The sequence below is a fragment of the Bacillus sp. BF2-3 genome (genome assembly GCF_008368795.1).
Classification (GTDB): Bacteria; Bacillota; Bacilli; order Bacillales; family Bacillaceae_G; genus Bacillus_A; species Bacillus_A cereus.
In genome coordinates, this window is the sequence record NZ_QOSA01000006.1 from 42,048 (window position 1) to 59,562 (window position 17,515).

Genomic DNA, 17,515 nt, shown 5'->3' on the forward strand with positions numbered 1-17,515 from the left:
AAAACAAAAACGCGCGACATTCGTCACGCGTTTTTTGTTTTTGTAAATTTATGAATTGCTTTCCACGCTTCTTCTTTTCCAAGTCCTGTTTCAGAAGAGAATAGAACAATTTCATCGCCAATTTCAACAGCAAGCGTTTCTTTTACAACTTTTAAATGCTTTTGCCATTTCCCTTTCGGAATTTTATCGGCTTTCGTCGCAATAATAATTGTTGGGATTTCATAATGCTTTAAGAAATCATACATCATCACGTCATCACTTGTTGGTTGGTGACGTAAATCAACTACTAATACAGCTGCGTCTAATTGTTCACGCGTTGTAAAGTACGTTTCAATCATTTTCCCCCATGCAGCGCGCTCCGATTTAGATACTTTCGCATATCCATAACCTGGAACGTCAACAAAGTGCATCATCTCATTGATTAAGAAAAAGTTCAGCGTTTGCGTTTTTCCTGGTTTAGAAGAAATACGTACTAACTTTTTACGATTTAAAATTTTATTAATAAAGGAAGACTTCCCCACATTTGAACGACCTGCTAATGCAATTTCTGGTAAATCACTGTCTGGATATTGTTCTGGTTTAACAGCACTAATTACAATATCTGCTTTTGTTACTTTCATTGTTTCACTCCTACTAATGCGTGCTCCAATACTTCATCTAAATGAGATGCAAGCACAAACGTAAGGTTTTCTTTTACGCTCTCTGGAATATCATCTAAATCTTTCTCGTTTTCTGCTGGCAAAATAATTTTTGTTAAGCCTGCGCGGTGAGCACTTAATGTTTTTTCTTTTAAACCACCAATTGGTAATACACGACCACGAAGTGTAATTTCACCTGTCATACCGACTTCTTTACTTACAGGAATACCTGTTAGCGCAGAAATAAGTGCCGTTGCCATCGTAATACCTGCTGACGGTCCGTCTTTTGGAACTGCTCCTTCTGGAACGTGAATATGAATATCATTTTTCTCATGGAAATTCGGATCGATCTGAAGCTCTTCTGCACGAGAACGTATATAACTAAACGCAGCTTGTGCTGATTCTTTCATAACATCCCCAAGTTTCCCTGTTAAAATTAGTTTCCCTTTTCCTGGCGCTACAGAAACTTCAATGGCAAGTGTATCGCCGCCTGCTGCTGTGTAAGCTAGACCTGTTGCCATACCAACTTGGTCTGTTTTTTCAGCTTGCCCATAACGGAATATGTGTTTACCAAGTAAATCAACAATCTTTTTCTCTGTCACAACGATACGTTTACGTTCTGCTGTAACGATAATCTTCGCTACTTTACGGCAAACTTTTGCAATTTGGCGCTCTAGCGTACGAACACCAGCCTCACGTGTATAATAACGAATAATCTCAAGCAGCGCTTCATCACGCACTTGTAAATTACCTTTTCGTAAGCCATGTTCTTTTAATTGTTTCGGCAATAAATGCTCACGAGCAATGTGTACTTTTTCAAGTTCTGTATAGCCAGCAATCGAAATGATTTCCATACGGTCAAGTAATGGACCTGGAATACTTGAAAGTGTATTAGCAGTTGCTACAAACATAACTTTTGATAGATCATATGGTTCTTCAATGTAATGATCACTGAAGTTATGGTTTTGTTCTGGATCTAATACTTCAAGTAATGCCGCTGATGGATCTCCACGGAAATCGTTAGACATTTTATCAATCTCATCTAATAAGAAGACTGGATTAACTGTTTTCGCCTTTTTCATACCTTGAATAATGCGTCCTGGCATTGCTCCAACATATGTACGGCGGTGACCACGAATTTCAGATTCATCACGCACACCACCAAGAGATACACGGACGAAGTTACGATTCAATGATGTTGCAATTGAACGCGCTAACGAAGTTTTGCCGACCCCAGGAGGGCCTACTAAACAAAGGATAGGTCCTTTTAATGAATTCGTTAACTTCTGTACAGCTAAATATTCAAGTACACGCTCTTTCACTTTTTCAAGACCGTAATGATCGTTATTTAAAATCTCTTCCGAATGAGCAAGATCAATTATATCTTCTGTTGCCTCTGTCCACGGAAGCGCTAATAACCAATCAATATAATTGCGAATAACACCACTCTCCGCAGAACTTGCTGGTAACTTTTCATAACGATCTAATTCTTTCAGCGCAGCCTTCATTGTTTCTTCCGGCATTCCTGACTGTTCAATTTTCTCACGAAGTTCTTCTACTTCTCCGCCCTTGCCTTCTTTGTCGCCAAGTTCAGTTTGAATCGCCTTCATTTGCTCACGTAAGAAATATTCTTTTTGCGTGCGCTCCATGGAACGTTTCACTTTTTGCCCAATTTTCTTTTCTAGGCTAAGTAACTCTTGTTCATCTTGAATAATTGAAATAAGTGTTTGTAATCGTTCTTTTACAGATACAATCTCTAGAATCTCTTGTTTCTGCTTCGTTTTAATCGGCAAGTGAGAAGCAATTAGATCAGCTAATCTCCCTGGTTCTTCCACATCAGCTACCGTTGCAAATGTTTCATTTGAAACTTTTTTCGAAACTTTAATATATTGTTCGAAATGCTCCAGTAACGTACGCATAAGAGCTTTCTCTTCTAAATCATCTTCTACTTCTTCAGTTACCGTTTTAATCGACACTTGTACTACATTTTCTTCTTCGATAAACTCTATTACTTCTGCTCTATGTAAACCTTCCACAAGGACACGAAGCGTACCGTTCGGCAATTTTAACATTTGCTTCACTTTCGCCACCGTACCTACACTATATATGTCATCTTCTTTCGGATCATCGATATTCATTTCTTTTTGCATTGCTAAAAAGATGATATTTTCATCCATTGCCGCCTGCTCTAGTGCTTGTATCGATTTATCACGTCCTACATCAAGATGCAAAACCATCGTTGGATATACGAGAACGCCTCTTAATGGTAGGAGGGGCACGATTCTTTCGTTCGTATTCATACTAGACATAGCACCTCCATAATAAATTAAACTCCTGTTCAACTATTTTATATTACAATACACCTAGATGCAATTGCTGAGATTCCGCGCAATTGTAAATAGCTTGTTTTTCTACCTCACGAAAAGAAAAAAGACTCCGATTAAGCATACAAACTTAAACGAAGTCTGGCAAATTTTATTATTGTTTATTTTCACATAGATTGTGCATCAGTTTCGTCTACCTTAGTATGTACATCTAGCTCTCTATGCATATTTTCTTGCATAAACGTTAACTCAAATACTTCTTTTAACTTACGGACAGGAATAATTTCAATTCCCTTGATCGTATACAAAAATGGTTGCATATTTTCAGCAGGAATAATGACTTTCTTAGCTCCCGCTTTTTTCGCAGCTTTTATTTTTGCGTACACGCCACCAATAGGTTTTACTTCTCCGTGTATACTTATTTCCCCTGTCATCGCTACTTCATTATTTACATACGTGCGGTGCACCGCAGAATATACACCTGTTGCCATAGCGATTCCTGCAGAAGGGCCATCAATCGGGATACCACCTGGAAAATTAATATGTATATCATATCCTTCTGGCAACACATCTAAAGAACGAAGTACTGTTAATACATTATCAACAGAGCCTTTCGCCATACTTTTACGACGAATCGATTTCGTTTGACTACCAATACTTTCTTCTTCCACAATTCCGGTAACATTTACCGATCCTTTATCTTTCGCCTTGATTGCTGTTACTTCAATTTCTAATAACGCACCTGTATTTGGTCCGTATACAGCAAGACCATTTACAAGACCAATCCTTGGAATCGGATAAATGCGCTTTTCATATTTCGGTGTAAGCTGACTTGAGTGAACAACCCACTCTATATCTTCATCCTTAATGAAAGAACGTTCTTCATTTATCGCCATACCAGCAGAGATTTGCACGAGATTAATCGCTTCTCGTCCATTCCTTGCATACATCCCGATCATTTCAATACCATTTTCACCTATTTGCATTTCCACTTTTTCCGCGGCATTTTTCGCTACTTTTTGAATTTCTTCCGTATCTAATTCACGGAAAAATACTTCTAAGCAACGTGACCGAATAGCAGGAGGAATTTCCTCTGGCGAACGTGTCGTTGCTCCAACTAAGCGAAAATCTGCCGGTAAGCCTTTTTGGAAAATATCATGTATATATGTTGGGATCATCGTATTTTCTTCACTATAGTACGCACTTTCTAAAAATACTTTTCGATCTTCTAACACCTTTAACATTTTGTTCATTTGAATCGGATGGAGCTCGCCAATCTCATCAATAAACAAAATACCACCATGTGCATCTGTTACAGCACCTTTTTTCGGTTGCGGAATACCTGCTTGCCCCATCGCCCCAGCACCTTGATAAATCGGATCATGCACCGAACCTATTAAAGGGTCTGCGATACCACGTTCATCAAACCGAGCTGTTGTCGCATCAAGTTCAATAAATGTTGCATTCGTACGAAATGGAGATTTAGGATTTCGTTTCGCTTCTTCTAATACAAGACGTGCTGCCGCTGTTTTCCCAACACCTGGCGGGCCATATATGATTACATGTTGCGGATTCGGACCACAAAGAGCCGCTTTTAACGACTTAATTCCGTCCTCTTGCCCTACAATATCTAAAAAGGTTGTAGGACGCACCTTTTCTGCTAGCGGCTCAGTTAAAGAAATCTCACGCATTTTACGAAGCTGTTCTAATTCTTTTTTCGATTCTCGATCAATTGAAACTTTTTGTGTTCGTTGATTTCGAAGTAAATGCCAGAAATACAATCCGACAATTACACCAAAAACAAGTTGAACAACTAAAAATATATTTGTCCAGCTCATTATTTATTTCCTCCCGCAATATTTTATCTCTTAGTATTTCCGCGGAGGAACGTAGCTAAACATAAAGAAAAACAGCAATTATAAAAATTGCTGTTTCCCTTTCGCATTATGCAGATGTTTTTGTATCAAGTACAGTACCGTCTTGTAACACCAATTTTGGCGGCTCATTATCAGCTACTGTTTCTTTTGTAAGAATACACTTCTCGATATCTTTACGAGATGGAAGTTCGAACATTACATCAAGCATTAAGCCTTCAATAATAGAACGAAGTCCACGAGCACCCGTTTTACGTTCAATTGCTTTTTTCGCAATTTCGATTAGTGCACCTTCTTCAAACTCTAACTCAACATCGTCAAGCTCCAATAATTTTTGGAATTGCTTAACAAGTGCATTTTTCGGTTTCGTTAAAATATCAACAAGAGCATCTTCATCAAGTGGCTCTAGGTTCGCAATAACTGGAAGACGACCGATAAACTCTGGAATTAAACCAAATCTTAAAAGATCCTCTGGTAATACGTGAGATAAAACATGCTTCTCATTCACATCAGCATTTTTCTTCTCAGAACCAAATCCAATTACTTTTTCACCAAGGCGACGTTTAATAATCGGCTCAATGCCATCAAACGCTCCACCACAAATGAATAAGATGTTCGTTGTATCAATTTGAATAAACTCTTGGTGCGGATGCTTACGACCACCTTGAGGTGGAACGCTTGCTACAGTACCTTCTAAAATTTTCAGAAGTGCCTGCTGCACACCTTCACCAGATACATCACGTGTAATTGATGGATTTTCGGACTTACGTGCCACTTTATCAATCTCATCAATATAAATAATTCCTTTTTCCGCTTTCTCTACATCATAATCAGCTGCTTGAATTAATTTTAGTAAGATATTTTCTACATCTTCCCCAACATATCCAGCTTCTGTTAAAGATGTTGCGTCCGCGATTGCAAATGGAACATTTAAAATACGCGCTAAAGTTTGTGCCAGTAATGTTTTACCACTACCTGTTGGCCCGATAAGTGCGATATTACTCTTCGCTAATTCTACATCATCAATTTTGCTGTTAGAATTAATGCGTTTGTAATGGTTATATACCGCTACCGCTAGTGCTTTTTTCGCGCTATCTTGCCCGATGACATACTCATCTAAGATTTCACGAATTTCTACCGGTTTCGGTACATCTTTGAATTCTACTTCTTCGTCCTTCGCAAGCTCCTCTTGTACAATTTCAGTACAAAGTTCGATACACTCGTCACAAATGTAAACACCTGGACCTGCCACTAACTTTCGAACTTGCGTTTGTGTTTTACCACAGAAAGAACATTTTAATTGCCCTTTTTCATCATTAAATTTAAACATATTTTCACACCCCTTACAAAGTGCTAACCTCTTGCCTTCGTATGTACACGATAAATGTATCGTATGTAAATACATATTATGTCACTACGTGGCGAGAAATACAAATAATATGACTAGTTATGTACAAATAAAAAATTTTTAAAACTTTTGAAATATGTATATTCGACTTGTAAAGGAACTTTTCCTTCTCCATCGAAAAGTTTTATAAATATATTTCTATATTTATAAAACAAGGCACGATTTTAATCGTGCCTTGTTATTTTATTATGCAGCGTTTTCTACTAAGAAGTCTACAGCTTTACGCACTTTAAGATCTTCAGCTAAAGCGTCTACGCTTCCAAGAGCTTGCTTGATAGCGTCTACTGGCATACCGTACATTTCAGCCATTTTTTCAACTTCTGCAGTTACTTCTTCTTCAGTAACTTCGATGTTTTCAGCTTCAATGATAGCTTCAAGAACAAGATTGATTCTTACACGTTTTTGTGCATCTTCTTTCATTTGCTCTTTTAATTTGTCAGCATCAGTACCTGTGAATTGGTAGTAAAGCTCAAGGTTCATACCTTGTTGGCTTAAACGTTGCTCGAATTCACGAACCATACGATCTAACTCAGTGTTGATCATAGCTTCTGGAATTTCGATTTCAGCGTTAGCAGCAGCTAATTCTACTACTTCGTCACGTACTTTGTGCTCAGCTTCGTGCTTTTTGCCTTCTTCTAAGTTTGTGCGAAGTTTTGCTTTTAATTCATCAAGAGTTGCAACCGCTTCGTCTGCTTCTTTAGCGAACTCGTCGTTTAACTCAGGAAGTTCTTTTGTTTTGATTTCGTGAATTGTTACTTTGAATGTTGCTGGTTTGCCAGCTAATTCAGCAGCATGGTACTCTTCTGGGAATGATACTTCAACGTCTTTAGACTCACCAGATTTAAGACCGATTACTTGCTCTTCGAAACCTGGGATGAATGTACCAGAACCGATTGCTAGAGAGTAGTTTTCGCCTTTTCCGCCTTCAAATGCTTCGCCATCAACGAAACCTTCGAAGTCGATTACAGCTGTATCACCGTTTTCAACAGTTCCTTCTTCTTTAACAACTAGTTCAGCTTGACGTTCTTGTAAAGATTTTAATTCGTTCTCTACATCTTCGTCAGTTACAGTTGTTTCAACTTTTTCTACTGCTAAACCTTTGTACTCACCTAATTTAACTTCAGGTTTCACTGTAACTTTTGCAGTGAAGATAAGGTTAGCATTTTTTTCGAACTTCTCGATGTCGATTTCAGGATGATCAACTGGGAAGATACCAGCTTCTTCAATCGCTTCACCGTATGCTTTTGGTAAAATGATATCTAAAGCATCTTGGTATAAAGATTCAATACCAAAGCGTTGTTCGAATAATGGACGAGGCATTTTTCCTTTACGGAAACCTGGTACGTTAATTGTTTTTACTACTTTTTTGAACGCAGCGTCGATAGAGTTGTTTACTTCTTTAGCATCAACTTCGATTGTTAAAACGCCAACGTTACCTTCTAATTTTTCCCATTTTGTAGACATTTATTCTTTCCCTCCAACTATAATAATGTATGCACATACCTCTATAGATTAAGATCTTCATTATCTCTTTTTTGAAATAACAAATACACAAATAATCCTCTAGCAAAAGCTTTCAGATATAATGTTCCAATCTACTAATTGCCCAGAAGACAACTACGGTATATTTTGTTCGAGAATAATATGAAACATATTAAGTAAGAGAATTACACTTCTCTTCTCTTACAAACAGGCAGTTTTCTGCCTTTTGCAACCCTTACATTATAACATAGAATATGCTCGTTTCAAGAACTGAACGATTCTTTTTCATAATTATACGGGCAAATATCCTTCTCTTTCAACACGTAATAACCATTGATAGGCAATATGAAACTCTTCCAATTCGATATTGTATGCTGCCATAAGCTCTTCTTCATCAATAGCCAATCCGAAACGCTTTCTTCCAATTCTCTCTAAAACAGCTGACCAAATCTCTTCTTTATCCATTAATAGAGCAAATGGGAAAACACTAATTTGCAATTCTTTCCAATATGTAACCATTGCTTCAAATATATCGGGATAATTTTGCTCTAATCGACTTGATAATTTATGTATAATGTTATTGGATTGCTCCTCATTATGACCTGTAAATGCTGGAATTACCTTAATCGTATTCCCAAACTTTTCTACCTCTATTTCCTCTTCTACCTGACTTTCTATCATTTTATACAAAATAGAAGTTTTCAAATAGGGGTGTTGCTCTTCTTCTATTAAAAATTTCTTTAAAACAGGTAATGCAAGATCTAAGTCTTTTAACGAAAGTCGCTGAATCGCTCTTAGCTTCTGTCCAAAGTTTTCTCCAAAAATTTCATTAGTAAACTCATCCAACTCAAAATTTGAATCCACTAGCGATGCGTCTCCCTCATTGAGCATACCTTCTGCAAATAAAGCAAGTTGCGCTAATTTTTCCTTTTGATCAGGCATTATATCTTTCGTTTGTAAAACCTTTTCAACAGTTTCAATAACACCTTCATAATCATTTGTTTGAACTAAAATAGTCACGTACGTTTCAAGAATATCACCAAATAAGACAACTCCTGTTTTAAGCAACTGTTCACATTTGTCTTTCGCTTCTTCCATACGTTTTAATTCGAGTAAACAAATAACTGAAGCTAATTCCGTTTGTTCCGTTTCCGCATTATACTGACGTAATATTTCAAAGCAGCGCAATGCATCTTCGAACTTCCGCTCTTTCAGCGCTAAAAAACCTTCATCAATATAGCGCTCTGATAGTTGTGGAAACAATACGACCGTATTTTCTTTTTTATCCATACGTCCGCCTCTTTTTCTTGATTTTAATTATGTTCAAAGTAAATATATCAAATGCGTAATGAGAACACAACATCCCAAAACTATTTGTTTGAAATATAAAAATATTTAATTTTTACATTCCAATACGAATAAATCTCTACTAAAAATTAAAATTGTACAAATAAAAATCCCCAGCAACAAGCGCAGAGGATTCATCATTAATGGAAAGCTTTTATAATTGTGGGGTATATTACAAGGGTAATAATTTGGAGAACAATAATTGCCATAACAATCATGCTAAAATAGAAGATTGGTTTACTTCGCTTCATTAAAAACATAATAATAAGCATCGTACAAGCAAACAAACTTAAGAAGAACAAACTTGTTGTCGAACTAAGTATACCACTTGGGACAAAGAACAATAACACTACACTACAAGTACCTATAATTCCAAATAACCATTCCATTCATTCACTCATTCCCTTTCCCTCTCATGGCTGTTTTCTCTAAGCAATCAAATGTTTCACAACATCAACTACATACGTTAATTTCTCATATGCTACAAATCCAAAAGCAACCGTTAAGCCCGTTACAACTAATCCTTTCATCATTTCTGCCTCCTCGTTTTATCGTTGTTATCTTCATTATAAAAGATTAGCAATTTGTTACCATCGAACTACCTTACAGTTACCTTACAGAATTGTAAGATTTCAAAAGAGGATAGAAAAACACCTCACATAGCTTGAGGTGCTTTCACGGAATTTCTCTATAATCACTTGCAAAATTAACTTTTTTCTCTTGGTTATTTTTCGGAGAATCCAATCTTAAACTAATAGATTTACTAAATAATTTAGGATCAAAATAATTATTCATTACTTTTCTTAACTTACCTTCAGATATTTTCGTATTACAAGAAAACAAAGGATGAAAATCATGTTAATATATTTTTATACAATTAAGAATTTAATTTACAAGGGGGATTATATATGTTTAAAAAAATGGCCGCAGATGTATTAGGACTAAGCGATGTAGGTTCTGTTATTACACCTAAAGACTATGATAAGGTCGATGCCGATGATTATGTAATGCATGAAGATGGAGAGAAAATTTACTTTCTAATTAAATCGAAATCAGATGAATATTGCTTCACAAACAAAGGGTTAATTCACTTAGACGGTACAAGCGCAACAAGTAAAAAACGTACACTACGCCGCTTTCGTTATAGTAAATATCAAATTAAAAACGTAGCACTCGAAACTGCAGGAACGATTGATTTAGATGTAGAAATTAAGTTTCAAATGGGCGATGAACATTACTCAATTGATGTTCATAAAAAACATATTGAAGAATTAAAAGATTTATATAAGGCTTTACTTAAAATCGAAGAAATTTCATACGACAACGATATTACATTACAATATGCACATAAAAGTTTAGATATGGCATCTAATGCCTTTAGCCGCATTTCAAACGCACAAGTAAATTTAGCAGAGCAATTTAAAGAAATGAACGAGATTGCCTTTAACTGGCTTGTTGATACGAAGAAACAATATAATGTGAAAGATTATGGTTTTGTATTTGAGAAGTTTATTAACAACTAATTTAAAATACACAAAAAACCTCGTTATCAAGAGATAACAAGGTTTTCTTAGCGTCCCAGGAGAGATTCGAGCTCCCGCTCCGCCCATTTCCGTACTATTTTATATATTTTGATCGCAGTCTTAATATATCTTCTCCTTCGCGAATGCCTGCCGATCCCTTCCTCACATTTTTTACGACAGTCCAATTCGGGTTAGTTTCATCACCGATGTTCTGTACTGTAAAATTGCCATCACCATATTTTCGGTGGCCTTCTGCCAATTTCTCCGTTAAATCATTCTCATTTGATCTCGCCATCTTTGCGCCATCTCCCTTTTTTATACGACCTTCTTAAACCATCTAACCAATCACAGGTCCAGTCAATTGGAGATTCTCATTTTCCGCTTCTATTAATTGTAACACACTGCCGGGGATAAGTTCCGATAACTGCTGCTCAACCGTACTAGAATGGTAAAGAATTTTATAATATTGCAAGTAAACAATTAAGAGAATCTGGATATGGATTTGAGTTCCATCATAGACCTATTAATTCTTTAAATTAAATAAGATGAATAGGGCGCATAAATGGCGCTCTTTTTATTTAAGGAAAAAAAGTACATATGCAACTGCTTAATATCAAAGGAAAGGTCGCAAATATTAAGCATGAACTACACTTATAACCCAAACATCAAATTTTAGACAAACAAAAAACCTTGTTATCTTTTGATAACAAGGTTTTTTTAGCGTCCCAGGAGAGATTCGAACTCCCGACCGTACGCTTAGAAGGCGTATGCTCTATCCGGCTGAGCTACTGGGACATGGAGCGGGTGAAGAGAATCGAACTCTCGACCAGAGCTTGGAAGGCTCTTGTTTTACCACTAAACTACACCCGCATATGTTATTTTCTTTTCTTCGTTAGCGCCGTTGCCCTATCGACAATATTTATTATATGTATAACCACACATAAAGTCAACACCTTTTTTAAAAGAGGATAAATTTTCTTATCCTCTTTTAAAAACTGCCTGTTCAACTAGTTGTCCGTCTAACGTTTCAAAACGAACTTCCATTTGATTTTCATCCATTTCTAATAAAGCAAATGTCTTTTCTACACGCTGACGTGGTAATAAAATACTGCCTGGATTAATAAATAAAACGCCCTCGATTAATTCCCCACCTAATACGTGAGAATGTCCGAAGCATGCAACTTGCGCTCCCACTTCTTCAGCATGGTACGCTAGCGTTTGTAATGTCATTTTTACATTATGTCGATGCCCATGTACAACTAAGAAGCGAATTCCATCTACATCAGTTACAATTTCATCTTGAAAGTTAGCATAATCACAATTTCCTTTTACAACATGGAAACCTTGCAGCTCTTCATGAGCAGGCGTTAGCTCTGAATCACCGCAATGAATCATGATATCTACTTTCCCTTCATACTTCTCTTTTAACTGCTGTAATTCCTTCACAGAGCTATGACTATCGCTTACGATTAAAGCTTTCATCAATCTCTCTCCCTTATTCTCCTAAAAACCATTCAGGGATTTTTTCTTCTAGCTTACGAAGAGCACGTCCGCGGTGACTAATAGCATTTTTTTCATCTGAACTTAATTCCGCCATTGCTTTTTTGTATTCTTCCACATAAAAGATCGGATCGTATCCAAAGCCATTTTCTCCGCGGCGTTGTTCTAAAATAAATCCTTCACATGTCCCGTTTACAATGACAGGCTTTTTATCACCTTCAGGGAAAGCTACTGCTAATGCACAGTAGAAGCGAGCTTTACGCTTATCAAACGGTATTTCATTTAATTCTTGTAAAACTTTATCAATATTCGCTTGATCATCTTTTGGCTCTCCAGCAAAACGAGCTGAATACACGCCTGGTTTCCCGTTTAACGCATCTACAATAAGACCTGAATCATCCGCAATTACAATTGCATTCAACTGTCTACTCAAACTATCCGCTTTTAAGATCGCATTTTCTTCAAATGTTTCACCAGTTTCTTCGAATTCTTCAATATGAGGAAAATCGTGTAATGATTTCACTTCTAAATCAAATCGCTCAAATAACTCAGCAAATTCACGTACTTTCCCCATATTTTTTGTCGCTACAACAACTTGTTTCATACTTTCCACCTCTACTCTATATGAGATACGATGTCACCTAACGCTTCTTTTTGCATATCAATCAGTTGGAAAATGCCTTGTTCTGCTGCATCAAGTAATTCATTTAACTGCGCTCTACTAAACGTCGCTTCTTCTCCAGTTCCTTGCACTTCAACAAACTGACCTTTTCCAGTCATAATTACATTCATATCAACGTCTGCTTTAGAATCTTCTGCATAGTTTAAATCTAAAACAACACCTTGCTCTTCAACAATCCCTACTGACGTTGCTGCTAAATAATCTTTTACTGGAATTTTAGATACTTTTTCTGCTTGTAATAACTTCTCAAACGCTAATACCATCGCTACGTATGCACCTGTAATAGAAGCTGTTCTCGTTCCACCATCTGCTTGGATGACATCACAGTCAATCCAAACTGTTCTCTCGCCAAGCGCTTCTAAATCAACTACAGCACGTAATGCTCGTCCAATTAAGCGCTGGATTTCCATTGTACGCCCTGTTACTTTCCCTTTGCTTGACTCCCTAATCGTACGTTGTTCTGTTGCACGCGGAATCATCGCGTATTCAGCTGTTACCCATCCTTTTCCTTCTCCACGCATAAACGGTGGTACACGCTCTTCAATTGTTGCTGAGCAAATCACCTTTGTATCCCCAACTTCAATTAATACAGATCCCTCTGGATGTTTTAAATAATTCGTATGAATATGTATATGGCGTAATTCTGTTTTCTCTCTACCATCTACTCGCATAAAAATAACCTCCTCTTAATTACTACTCGTTAGTATAGCCAAATTTAAATGTATGATATGTATACAATAAAAGAAGGAGAACCCAAAAAGCAATTCTCCTTTCTTACTTAAGTATATCAAATTATTCAAGATTAAAAACTACCTGTATTCACGTTTTCTGGACGATCTACAGGTTTTATTAACTTTCCGCCCTTTTCATCTATAAGATTTGCTTTTCCATTCACTTCAATAGAAATATTTTTCACACCTTTCTTTTCTGTTAAAGATAAAACTAACGACTTCAATACGTAATTTGAGATCATATTTTTATCTGGGTTTACAAATATATTTTCATTAAAGTTTAATGTAAGATTTCCGTCTTGTAATTTCGGATTCGTAATAAGCTTAACGCCTGGATTAAAATCATTCAGGAGCGATTGATGGATCGGACCTTTTACAAGTTCATCTATAATTGCTGCATAGTCATTTTCTTTACCTTCCGCAACGCGGCGTGTGACTGGTACGTAGTATTGCTGTTTATTATTATTTTGCGCCATAAAATACAGTGTGACTGGTTTTGTATTTGTTACATCTGCTACTTGTTCATCATCGAAGTTAATACCATTTGCACGGCTCACTCCTTCACCAAGCGGTGTACCACCAACCGGCATCTTTGCCAATTTCTCACCATTTATTTGGAACTGCACTTGTTTTATCTCTGTAAATTGCGTCAACGTCCAAGCTATAGATTCAACGATTTGACGCTCTTCTTCTTTCGCATAGTTTTTCATTTCTTTAGAGAAATCAATAACTGCCGTTCCGTCCTTTTTCAAATCTAAAGTCATCGTTGTATTCGCCGGAATGACTGCACGAAACCCATTCGGTAATAAATTCGTTACCGGTCCATCTTTCACAAGGTATTCTAACGTTTGCTTCACAGTCTCATTTGCTTTCGGAGTAGGTATAGCTAACGTTTGTGGTACAACATAACCATTTTTATCAACAAGGTATAGTTCTCTGTTTACCATTTGCCCTTGCTTATCTTTTTTAGCTACTTCTTTCTTCCCACCCTCTGTATACGTAACTTGTTTTGGCGGATCAATTTGTTCAGTTGCTTTCTCTTGATTTATAAAGCCACACCCTGTTAGTAAAACAGCGCTCACAGTAGCACCAACAACCCATTTAAAAGTGGATTTAGGCATGCCATTCCCCCCTAAAATCTAAGTTTGTACTATTATGTATACGAGCTGTTTCACGTTTTAGAACAAGCTGCGCCTCTTATAAATTGAAACTTTAATCAGTAGGGGTCTTACTCCCCAGCAAATAGCAAGATAAAACAAAAACTCCTGATTTCTCAGGAGCTCACTTATATAAATTCTACTATTATTCTTTTTCTAAATGAATATGCTTCACATTTTCAATCGGTTGACCGAACCATTTTGATGCAATTTCTTTAAACAAGCCTATTTTTCCTGTTGTTAAGAAGAGATGATCGCTTTGTTCTTCTCCTTCATTCAACATTTTACTATGATATAAGATTGTACTTACTTCACGTGCTGTTTCATCACCAGAACTAATTAGTTGCACTTTATCTCCCATTACTTTTTTAATAACAGGTCCTAAAATCGGATAATGTGTACACCCTAATATAAGTGTATCAATATCGGTACTTTTCAGTGGTTGCAACGTTTCTCTTACAACTTCATACGCCATTTCACTTTCGAAATTCCCACTCTCTACAAGTTCAACGAAAGGTGGACAAGCTAAACTTTCTACCATAACACGGTTATTAATAGACTTTAACGCCTCTTCGTATGCACCACTTTTCACCGTTCCAATCGTTCCAATAATCCCAACGTGATACGTGTTTGTCACTTTTAAAGCTGTACGTGATCCTGGGTGAATAACTCCTACTACTGGAATTGGTAATTGTTTTTGCATCTCTTCTAATACAACTGCAGTTGCTGTATTACACGCAATAACTAACATTTTAATATTTAAGTCTAGTAAATGCTCTGTCATTTCCCACGTAAATTGACGTACTTCTTCTCGAGAACGTGGACCATAAGGACAACGTGCTGTATCTCCTAAATATATGATACGCTCTTTCGGCAACTGACGAATTAATTCCTTCGCTACTGTTAAACCGCCAACTCCTGAATCGATAACACCGATTGCTCTATTCAACTTCATCACCCGTTTTCTCATTCATCATCTTTTATGTTTATCATTATATTTTACACACTTTAAGTTCGCTCACTTCAAATGCTTCTGTATGAAAATTTTCATTTTCCCATGTATAGACTAGGACCTTTTTTATTTTGCTCCTTTTTTTCGTAATTTGCAAGATAGAAAAATAACCGACCTTCTATAAGAAAGTCGGTTTCTTCTATATAAAGTGCATATTCATTGCTCCATCTTTTTTTGAAAAGAAGACATTCCCATTAATAAGAAGAAATGAGCAGCAATTAAAATGACGATCAAAATAAAATTCAATCGATAACTATTTGTAGATTCCATAATTTTGCTCGCTACAGCTGGTCCAAATGCCATACCGAAAAAGTTAATTAAATTATATAAACCAAGACCGACTCCAACTTTAGCTGGATTTAATGTTTTCGGGATAAATGTGTTTAATGATACTTGAATTGCCGAATAACTCATAAATGTTAAAATAACCGCAAATAAAATAAAGAGTAAGTTCCCGTCCGGAATAATCCCTAAAATTAAAAAGCCAATGATCATAACTACAGAAGCTACATACATCATCTTCACATTCCCAAACGAAGGAATAATCTTTCCGGTAATAAAACTAGATACAATACCAAAGAGAGATGCAATAAACAATACAATTCCAATAACGAATGGAGACAATCCATGTCCTCTTCCTAACAGTAATGGTAATAATAATAAACTAGCACATAACGCCACATTAATGATAAATCCGACCGCTATTAAACGAAGTAATGGTTTATTTGTAAATAACTCAATATCAATAAACGGCGACTCCGTTCTCTTCATATGAGCCTTAAATAAAAATAGAAAAACAACAGATAACACAAAAAGCCAACTATTAATATTAACTCCTAATAAAATGGTCGTAATCAATACAAATAATAAAATTGCTCCAATGAAATCAAAGCGAAACACTTCATCTGTATGTCGCGCCTCTTCTGGCATAAATTTTACGAGTAAGAAAATACCAATCATTGAAATAACCATAAATAAAAATAAATACGGCCACCCTAACGTATTTGTAATTGCCCCACCTACTAAAGGTCCAATACCAACCGCTAATGCAATAGAAGAACTAATCATTGCTAACGCACCTGGTTTTTTAGCTGGAGCAACTAATTTCGCCACCGCAATCATACTAAGCGCAATAAACGCTGCTCCGCCGCTCGCCTGCACTAACCTTGCGAAAATGATAATTTCATAAGATTGATTCATAAATCCAACAATAGAACCAGCTACAAATATGATAATAGAAATAATTAATAGTCTTTTTACACTGTAACGATCAGCCAGCTTTCCATATATTATCGAACCAATACCGACAACTAAGGAATACCCTACTACAATCCAACTTACTTTCGATTGACTAATTGATAAATCATTGGCAATATCCTCTAGCGCTACATTAAATAACACAGCGTTCATCGGTCCTAACAAAACAATAAAACATAATGTAAAAACAAACCATTTCGAATGGTTTCTTATATCTTTCCCCATGTGTAACACTCTCCTGATTGCAATTTTAAAACTATCAAACTATAGATAAAAAAATGAACTTATTTAAATGTTGTATCACCACTAAACAACTTCATTAAATGTGTAAAAGTTGCTAATTTATCGCGCGATAAAGTGAAACTTTAATCAGTGAGGTTTGTGTTCATCTCCCACTGATTATTAGCCCTCACCAATCGGGCTTTTACGGGCAGCCCAACCCCCACCTAACTTCTTTGCTTCCGCTGAATTTTGAGATGGAGGTCTTACTGCCCGTTAATGCGGGGTAAATTGAATTCGAAACGAAACACGTATGTTGTTCGATATTCATGGAACTATCATAGTTTCAGCATTACAGTTT

15 protein-coding genes and 2 tRNA genes are annotated in these 17,515 nt (G+C 36.4%); 1 reads left to right on the forward strand and 16 read right to left on the reverse strand.

The window, feature by feature from the left end; translation table 11 throughout:
• Positions 1 to 23: 23 nt before the first annotated feature.
• The 7 genes from ysxC to DN401_RS05875 form a co-directional block, all read right to left on the reverse strand.
• On the reverse strand, positions 24 to 620 hold the full coding sequence (ysxC, locus tag DN401_RS05845; protein WP_000869116.1) for a ribosome biogenesis GTP-binding protein YsxC: 597 nt from the start codon (positions 618 to 620) through the stop codon (positions 24 to 26).
• Positions 617 to 2,947, reverse strand: a complete 2,331-nt coding sequence (lon, locus tag DN401_RS05850) for an endopeptidase La (RefSeq protein WP_000097289.1) — start codon at positions 2,945 to 2,947, stop codon at positions 617 to 619. Before lon ends, ysxC begins: the two co-directional genes overlap by 4 nt.
• Positions 2,948 to 3,129: 182 nt before the next feature.
• Positions 3,130 to 4,800: an ATP-dependent protease LonB gene (gene lonB, locus DN401_RS05855; protein WP_000119176.1), complete on the reverse strand. Its 1,671-nt coding sequence runs from the start codon at positions 4,798 to 4,800 to the stop codon at positions 3,130 to 3,132.
• 106 nt (positions 4,801 to 4,906) lie between these two features.
• Entirely contained in the window at positions 4,907 to 6,166 is a 1,260-nt protein-coding gene (clpX, locus tag DN401_RS05860; RefSeq protein ID WP_000472289.1) for an ATP-dependent protease ATP-binding subunit ClpX, read from the reverse strand.
• 264 nt (positions 6,167 to 6,430) lie between these two features.
• Positions 6,431 to 7,708, reverse strand: a complete 1,278-nt coding sequence (tig, locus tag DN401_RS05865) for a trigger factor (RefSeq protein WP_000105215.1) — start codon at positions 7,706 to 7,708, stop codon at positions 6,431 to 6,433.
• Positions 7,709 to 8,017: 309 nt separating this feature from the next.
• On the reverse strand, positions 8,018 to 9,016 hold the full coding sequence (locus tag DN401_RS05870) for a hypothetical protein (protein ID WP_000358277.1): 999 nt from the start codon (positions 9,014 to 9,016) through the stop codon (positions 8,018 to 8,020).
• A 197-nt stretch (positions 9,017 to 9,213) separates the two neighbouring features.
• Positions 9,214 to 9,462, reverse strand: coding sequence for a hypothetical protein (locus DN401_RS05875; RefSeq protein WP_001983650.1), 249 nt, complete (start codon positions 9,460 to 9,462; stop codon positions 9,214 to 9,216).
• A gap of 519 nt (positions 9,463 to 9,981) precedes the next feature.
• On the opposite strand from DN401_RS05875, the gene DN401_RS05880 reads away from it, so the two are divergent.
• Complete coding sequence (locus DN401_RS05880) at positions 9,982 to 10,596, forward strand: PH domain-containing protein (protein ID WP_000473863.1); 615 nt, start codon at positions 9,982 to 9,984, stop codon at positions 10,594 to 10,596.
• A gap of 94 nt (positions 10,597 to 10,690) precedes the next feature.
• On the opposite strand, the gene DN401_RS05885 is transcribed toward DN401_RS05880, so the two are convergent.
• The 9 genes from DN401_RS05885 to DN401_RS05925 form a co-directional block, all read right to left on the reverse strand.
• Positions 10,691 to 10,891 (reverse strand): hypothetical protein, encoded by a 201-nt coding sequence (locus DN401_RS05885; RefSeq protein WP_000124460.1) that lies wholly within the window; start codon positions 10,889 to 10,891, stop codon positions 10,691 to 10,693.
• A gap of 426 nt (positions 10,892 to 11,317) precedes the next feature.
• Positions 11,318 to 11,391: transfer RNA gene (locus DN401_RS05890), tRNA-Arg, on the reverse strand.
• A 1-nt stretch (position 11,392) separates the two neighbouring features.
• Positions 11,393 to 11,466 (reverse strand) — tRNA-Gly (locus tag DN401_RS05895).
• 108 nt (positions 11,467 to 11,574) lie between these two features.
• A complete protein-coding gene (locus DN401_RS05900; protein ID WP_000645492.1) occupies positions 11,575 to 12,078 on the reverse strand; it encodes a metallophosphoesterase in 504 nt (167 codons plus the stop codon).
• A gap of 13 nt (positions 12,079 to 12,091) precedes the next feature.
• Positions 12,092 to 12,700 (reverse strand): XTP/dITP diphosphatase, encoded by a 609-nt coding sequence (locus DN401_RS05905; protein ID WP_000815926.1) that lies wholly within the window; start codon positions 12,698 to 12,700, stop codon positions 12,092 to 12,094.
• Positions 12,701 to 12,711: 11 nt separating this feature from the next.
• On the reverse strand, positions 12,712 to 13,449 hold the full coding sequence (rph, locus tag DN401_RS05910) for a ribonuclease PH (protein ID WP_001261765.1): 738 nt from the start codon (positions 13,447 to 13,449) through the stop codon (positions 12,712 to 12,714).
• 131 nt (positions 13,450 to 13,580) lie between these two features.
• Positions 13,581 to 14,630, reverse strand: coding sequence for a spore germination protein GerM (gene gerM, locus DN401_RS05915; RefSeq protein ID WP_001126746.1), 1,050 nt, complete (start codon positions 14,628 to 14,630; stop codon positions 13,581 to 13,583).
• A gap of 181 nt (positions 14,631 to 14,811) precedes the next feature.
• Positions 14,812 to 15,621 (reverse strand): glutamate racemase, encoded by an 810-nt coding sequence (gene racE, locus DN401_RS05920; RefSeq protein ID WP_000774005.1) that lies wholly within the window; start codon positions 15,619 to 15,621, stop codon positions 14,812 to 14,814.
• A gap of 213 nt (positions 15,622 to 15,834) precedes the next feature.
• The gene (locus DN401_RS05925; protein ID WP_000513852.1) at positions 15,835 to 17,160 is read right to left on the reverse strand and encodes an MFS transporter; all 1,326 of its coding nucleotides are present in this window, start codon (positions 17,158 to 17,160) and stop codon (positions 15,835 to 15,837) included.
• Positions 17,161 to 17,515 lie beyond the last annotated feature (355 nt).

What these genes read in the sequence shown, in the direction of transcription:
- gerM (WP_001126746.1), bottom strand. Translation starts at nt 14,630, where the DNA reads ATGCCTAAATCCACTTTTAAATGGGTTGTTGGTGCTACTGTGAGCGCT.
- DN401_RS05880 (WP_000473863.1), top strand. Translation starts at nt 9,982, where the DNA reads ATGTTTAAAAAAATGGCCGCAGATGTATTAGGACTAAGCGATGTAGGT.
- tig (WP_000105215.1), bottom strand. Translation starts at nt 7,708, where the DNA reads ATGTCTACAAAATGGGAAAAATTAGAAGGTAACGTTGGCGTTTTAACA.
- lonB (WP_000119176.1), bottom strand. Translation starts at nt 4,800, where the DNA reads ATGAGCTGGACAAATATATTTTTAGTTGTTCAACTTGTTTTTGGTGTA.
- lon (WP_000097289.1), bottom strand. Translation starts at nt 2,947, where the DNA reads ATGTCTAGTATGAATACGAACGAAAGAATCGTGCCCCTCCTACCATTA.
- DN401_RS05900 (WP_000645492.1), bottom strand. Translation starts at nt 12,078, where the DNA reads ATGAAAGCTTTAATCGTAAGCGATAGTCATAGCTCTGTGAAGGAATTA.
- DN401_RS05925 (WP_000513852.1), bottom strand. Translation starts at nt 17,160, where the DNA reads ATGGGGAAAGATATAAGAAACCATTCGAAATGGTTTGTTTTTACATTA.
- racE (WP_000774005.1), bottom strand. Translation starts at nt 15,621, where the DNA reads ATGAAGTTGAATAGAGCAATCGGTGTTATCGATTCAGGAGTTGGCGGT.
- DN401_RS05885 (WP_000124460.1), bottom strand. Translation starts at nt 10,891, where the DNA reads ATGGCGAGATCAAATGAGAATGATTTAACGGAGAAATTGGCAGAAGGC.
- DN401_RS05870 (WP_000358277.1), bottom strand. Translation starts at nt 9,016, where the DNA reads ATGGATAAAAAAGAAAATACGGTCGTATTGTTTCCACAACTATCAGAG.
- DN401_RS05875 (WP_001983650.1), bottom strand. Translation starts at nt 9,462, where the DNA reads ATGGAATGGTTATTTGGAATTATAGGTACTTGTAGTGTAGTGTTATTG.
- rph (WP_001261765.1), bottom strand. Translation starts at nt 13,449, where the DNA reads ATGCGAGTAGATGGTAGAGAGAAAACAGAATTACGCCATATACATATT.
- clpX (WP_000472289.1), bottom strand. Translation starts at nt 6,166, where the DNA reads ATGTTTAAATTTAATGATGAAAAAGGGCAATTAAAATGTTCTTTCTGT.
- DN401_RS05905 (WP_000815926.1), bottom strand. Translation starts at nt 12,700, where the DNA reads ATGAAACAAGTTGTTGTAGCGACAAAAAATATGGGGAAAGTACGTGAA.
- ysxC (WP_000869116.1), bottom strand. Translation starts at nt 620, where the DNA reads ATGAAAGTAACAAAAGCAGATATTGTAATTAGTGCTGTTAAACCAGAA.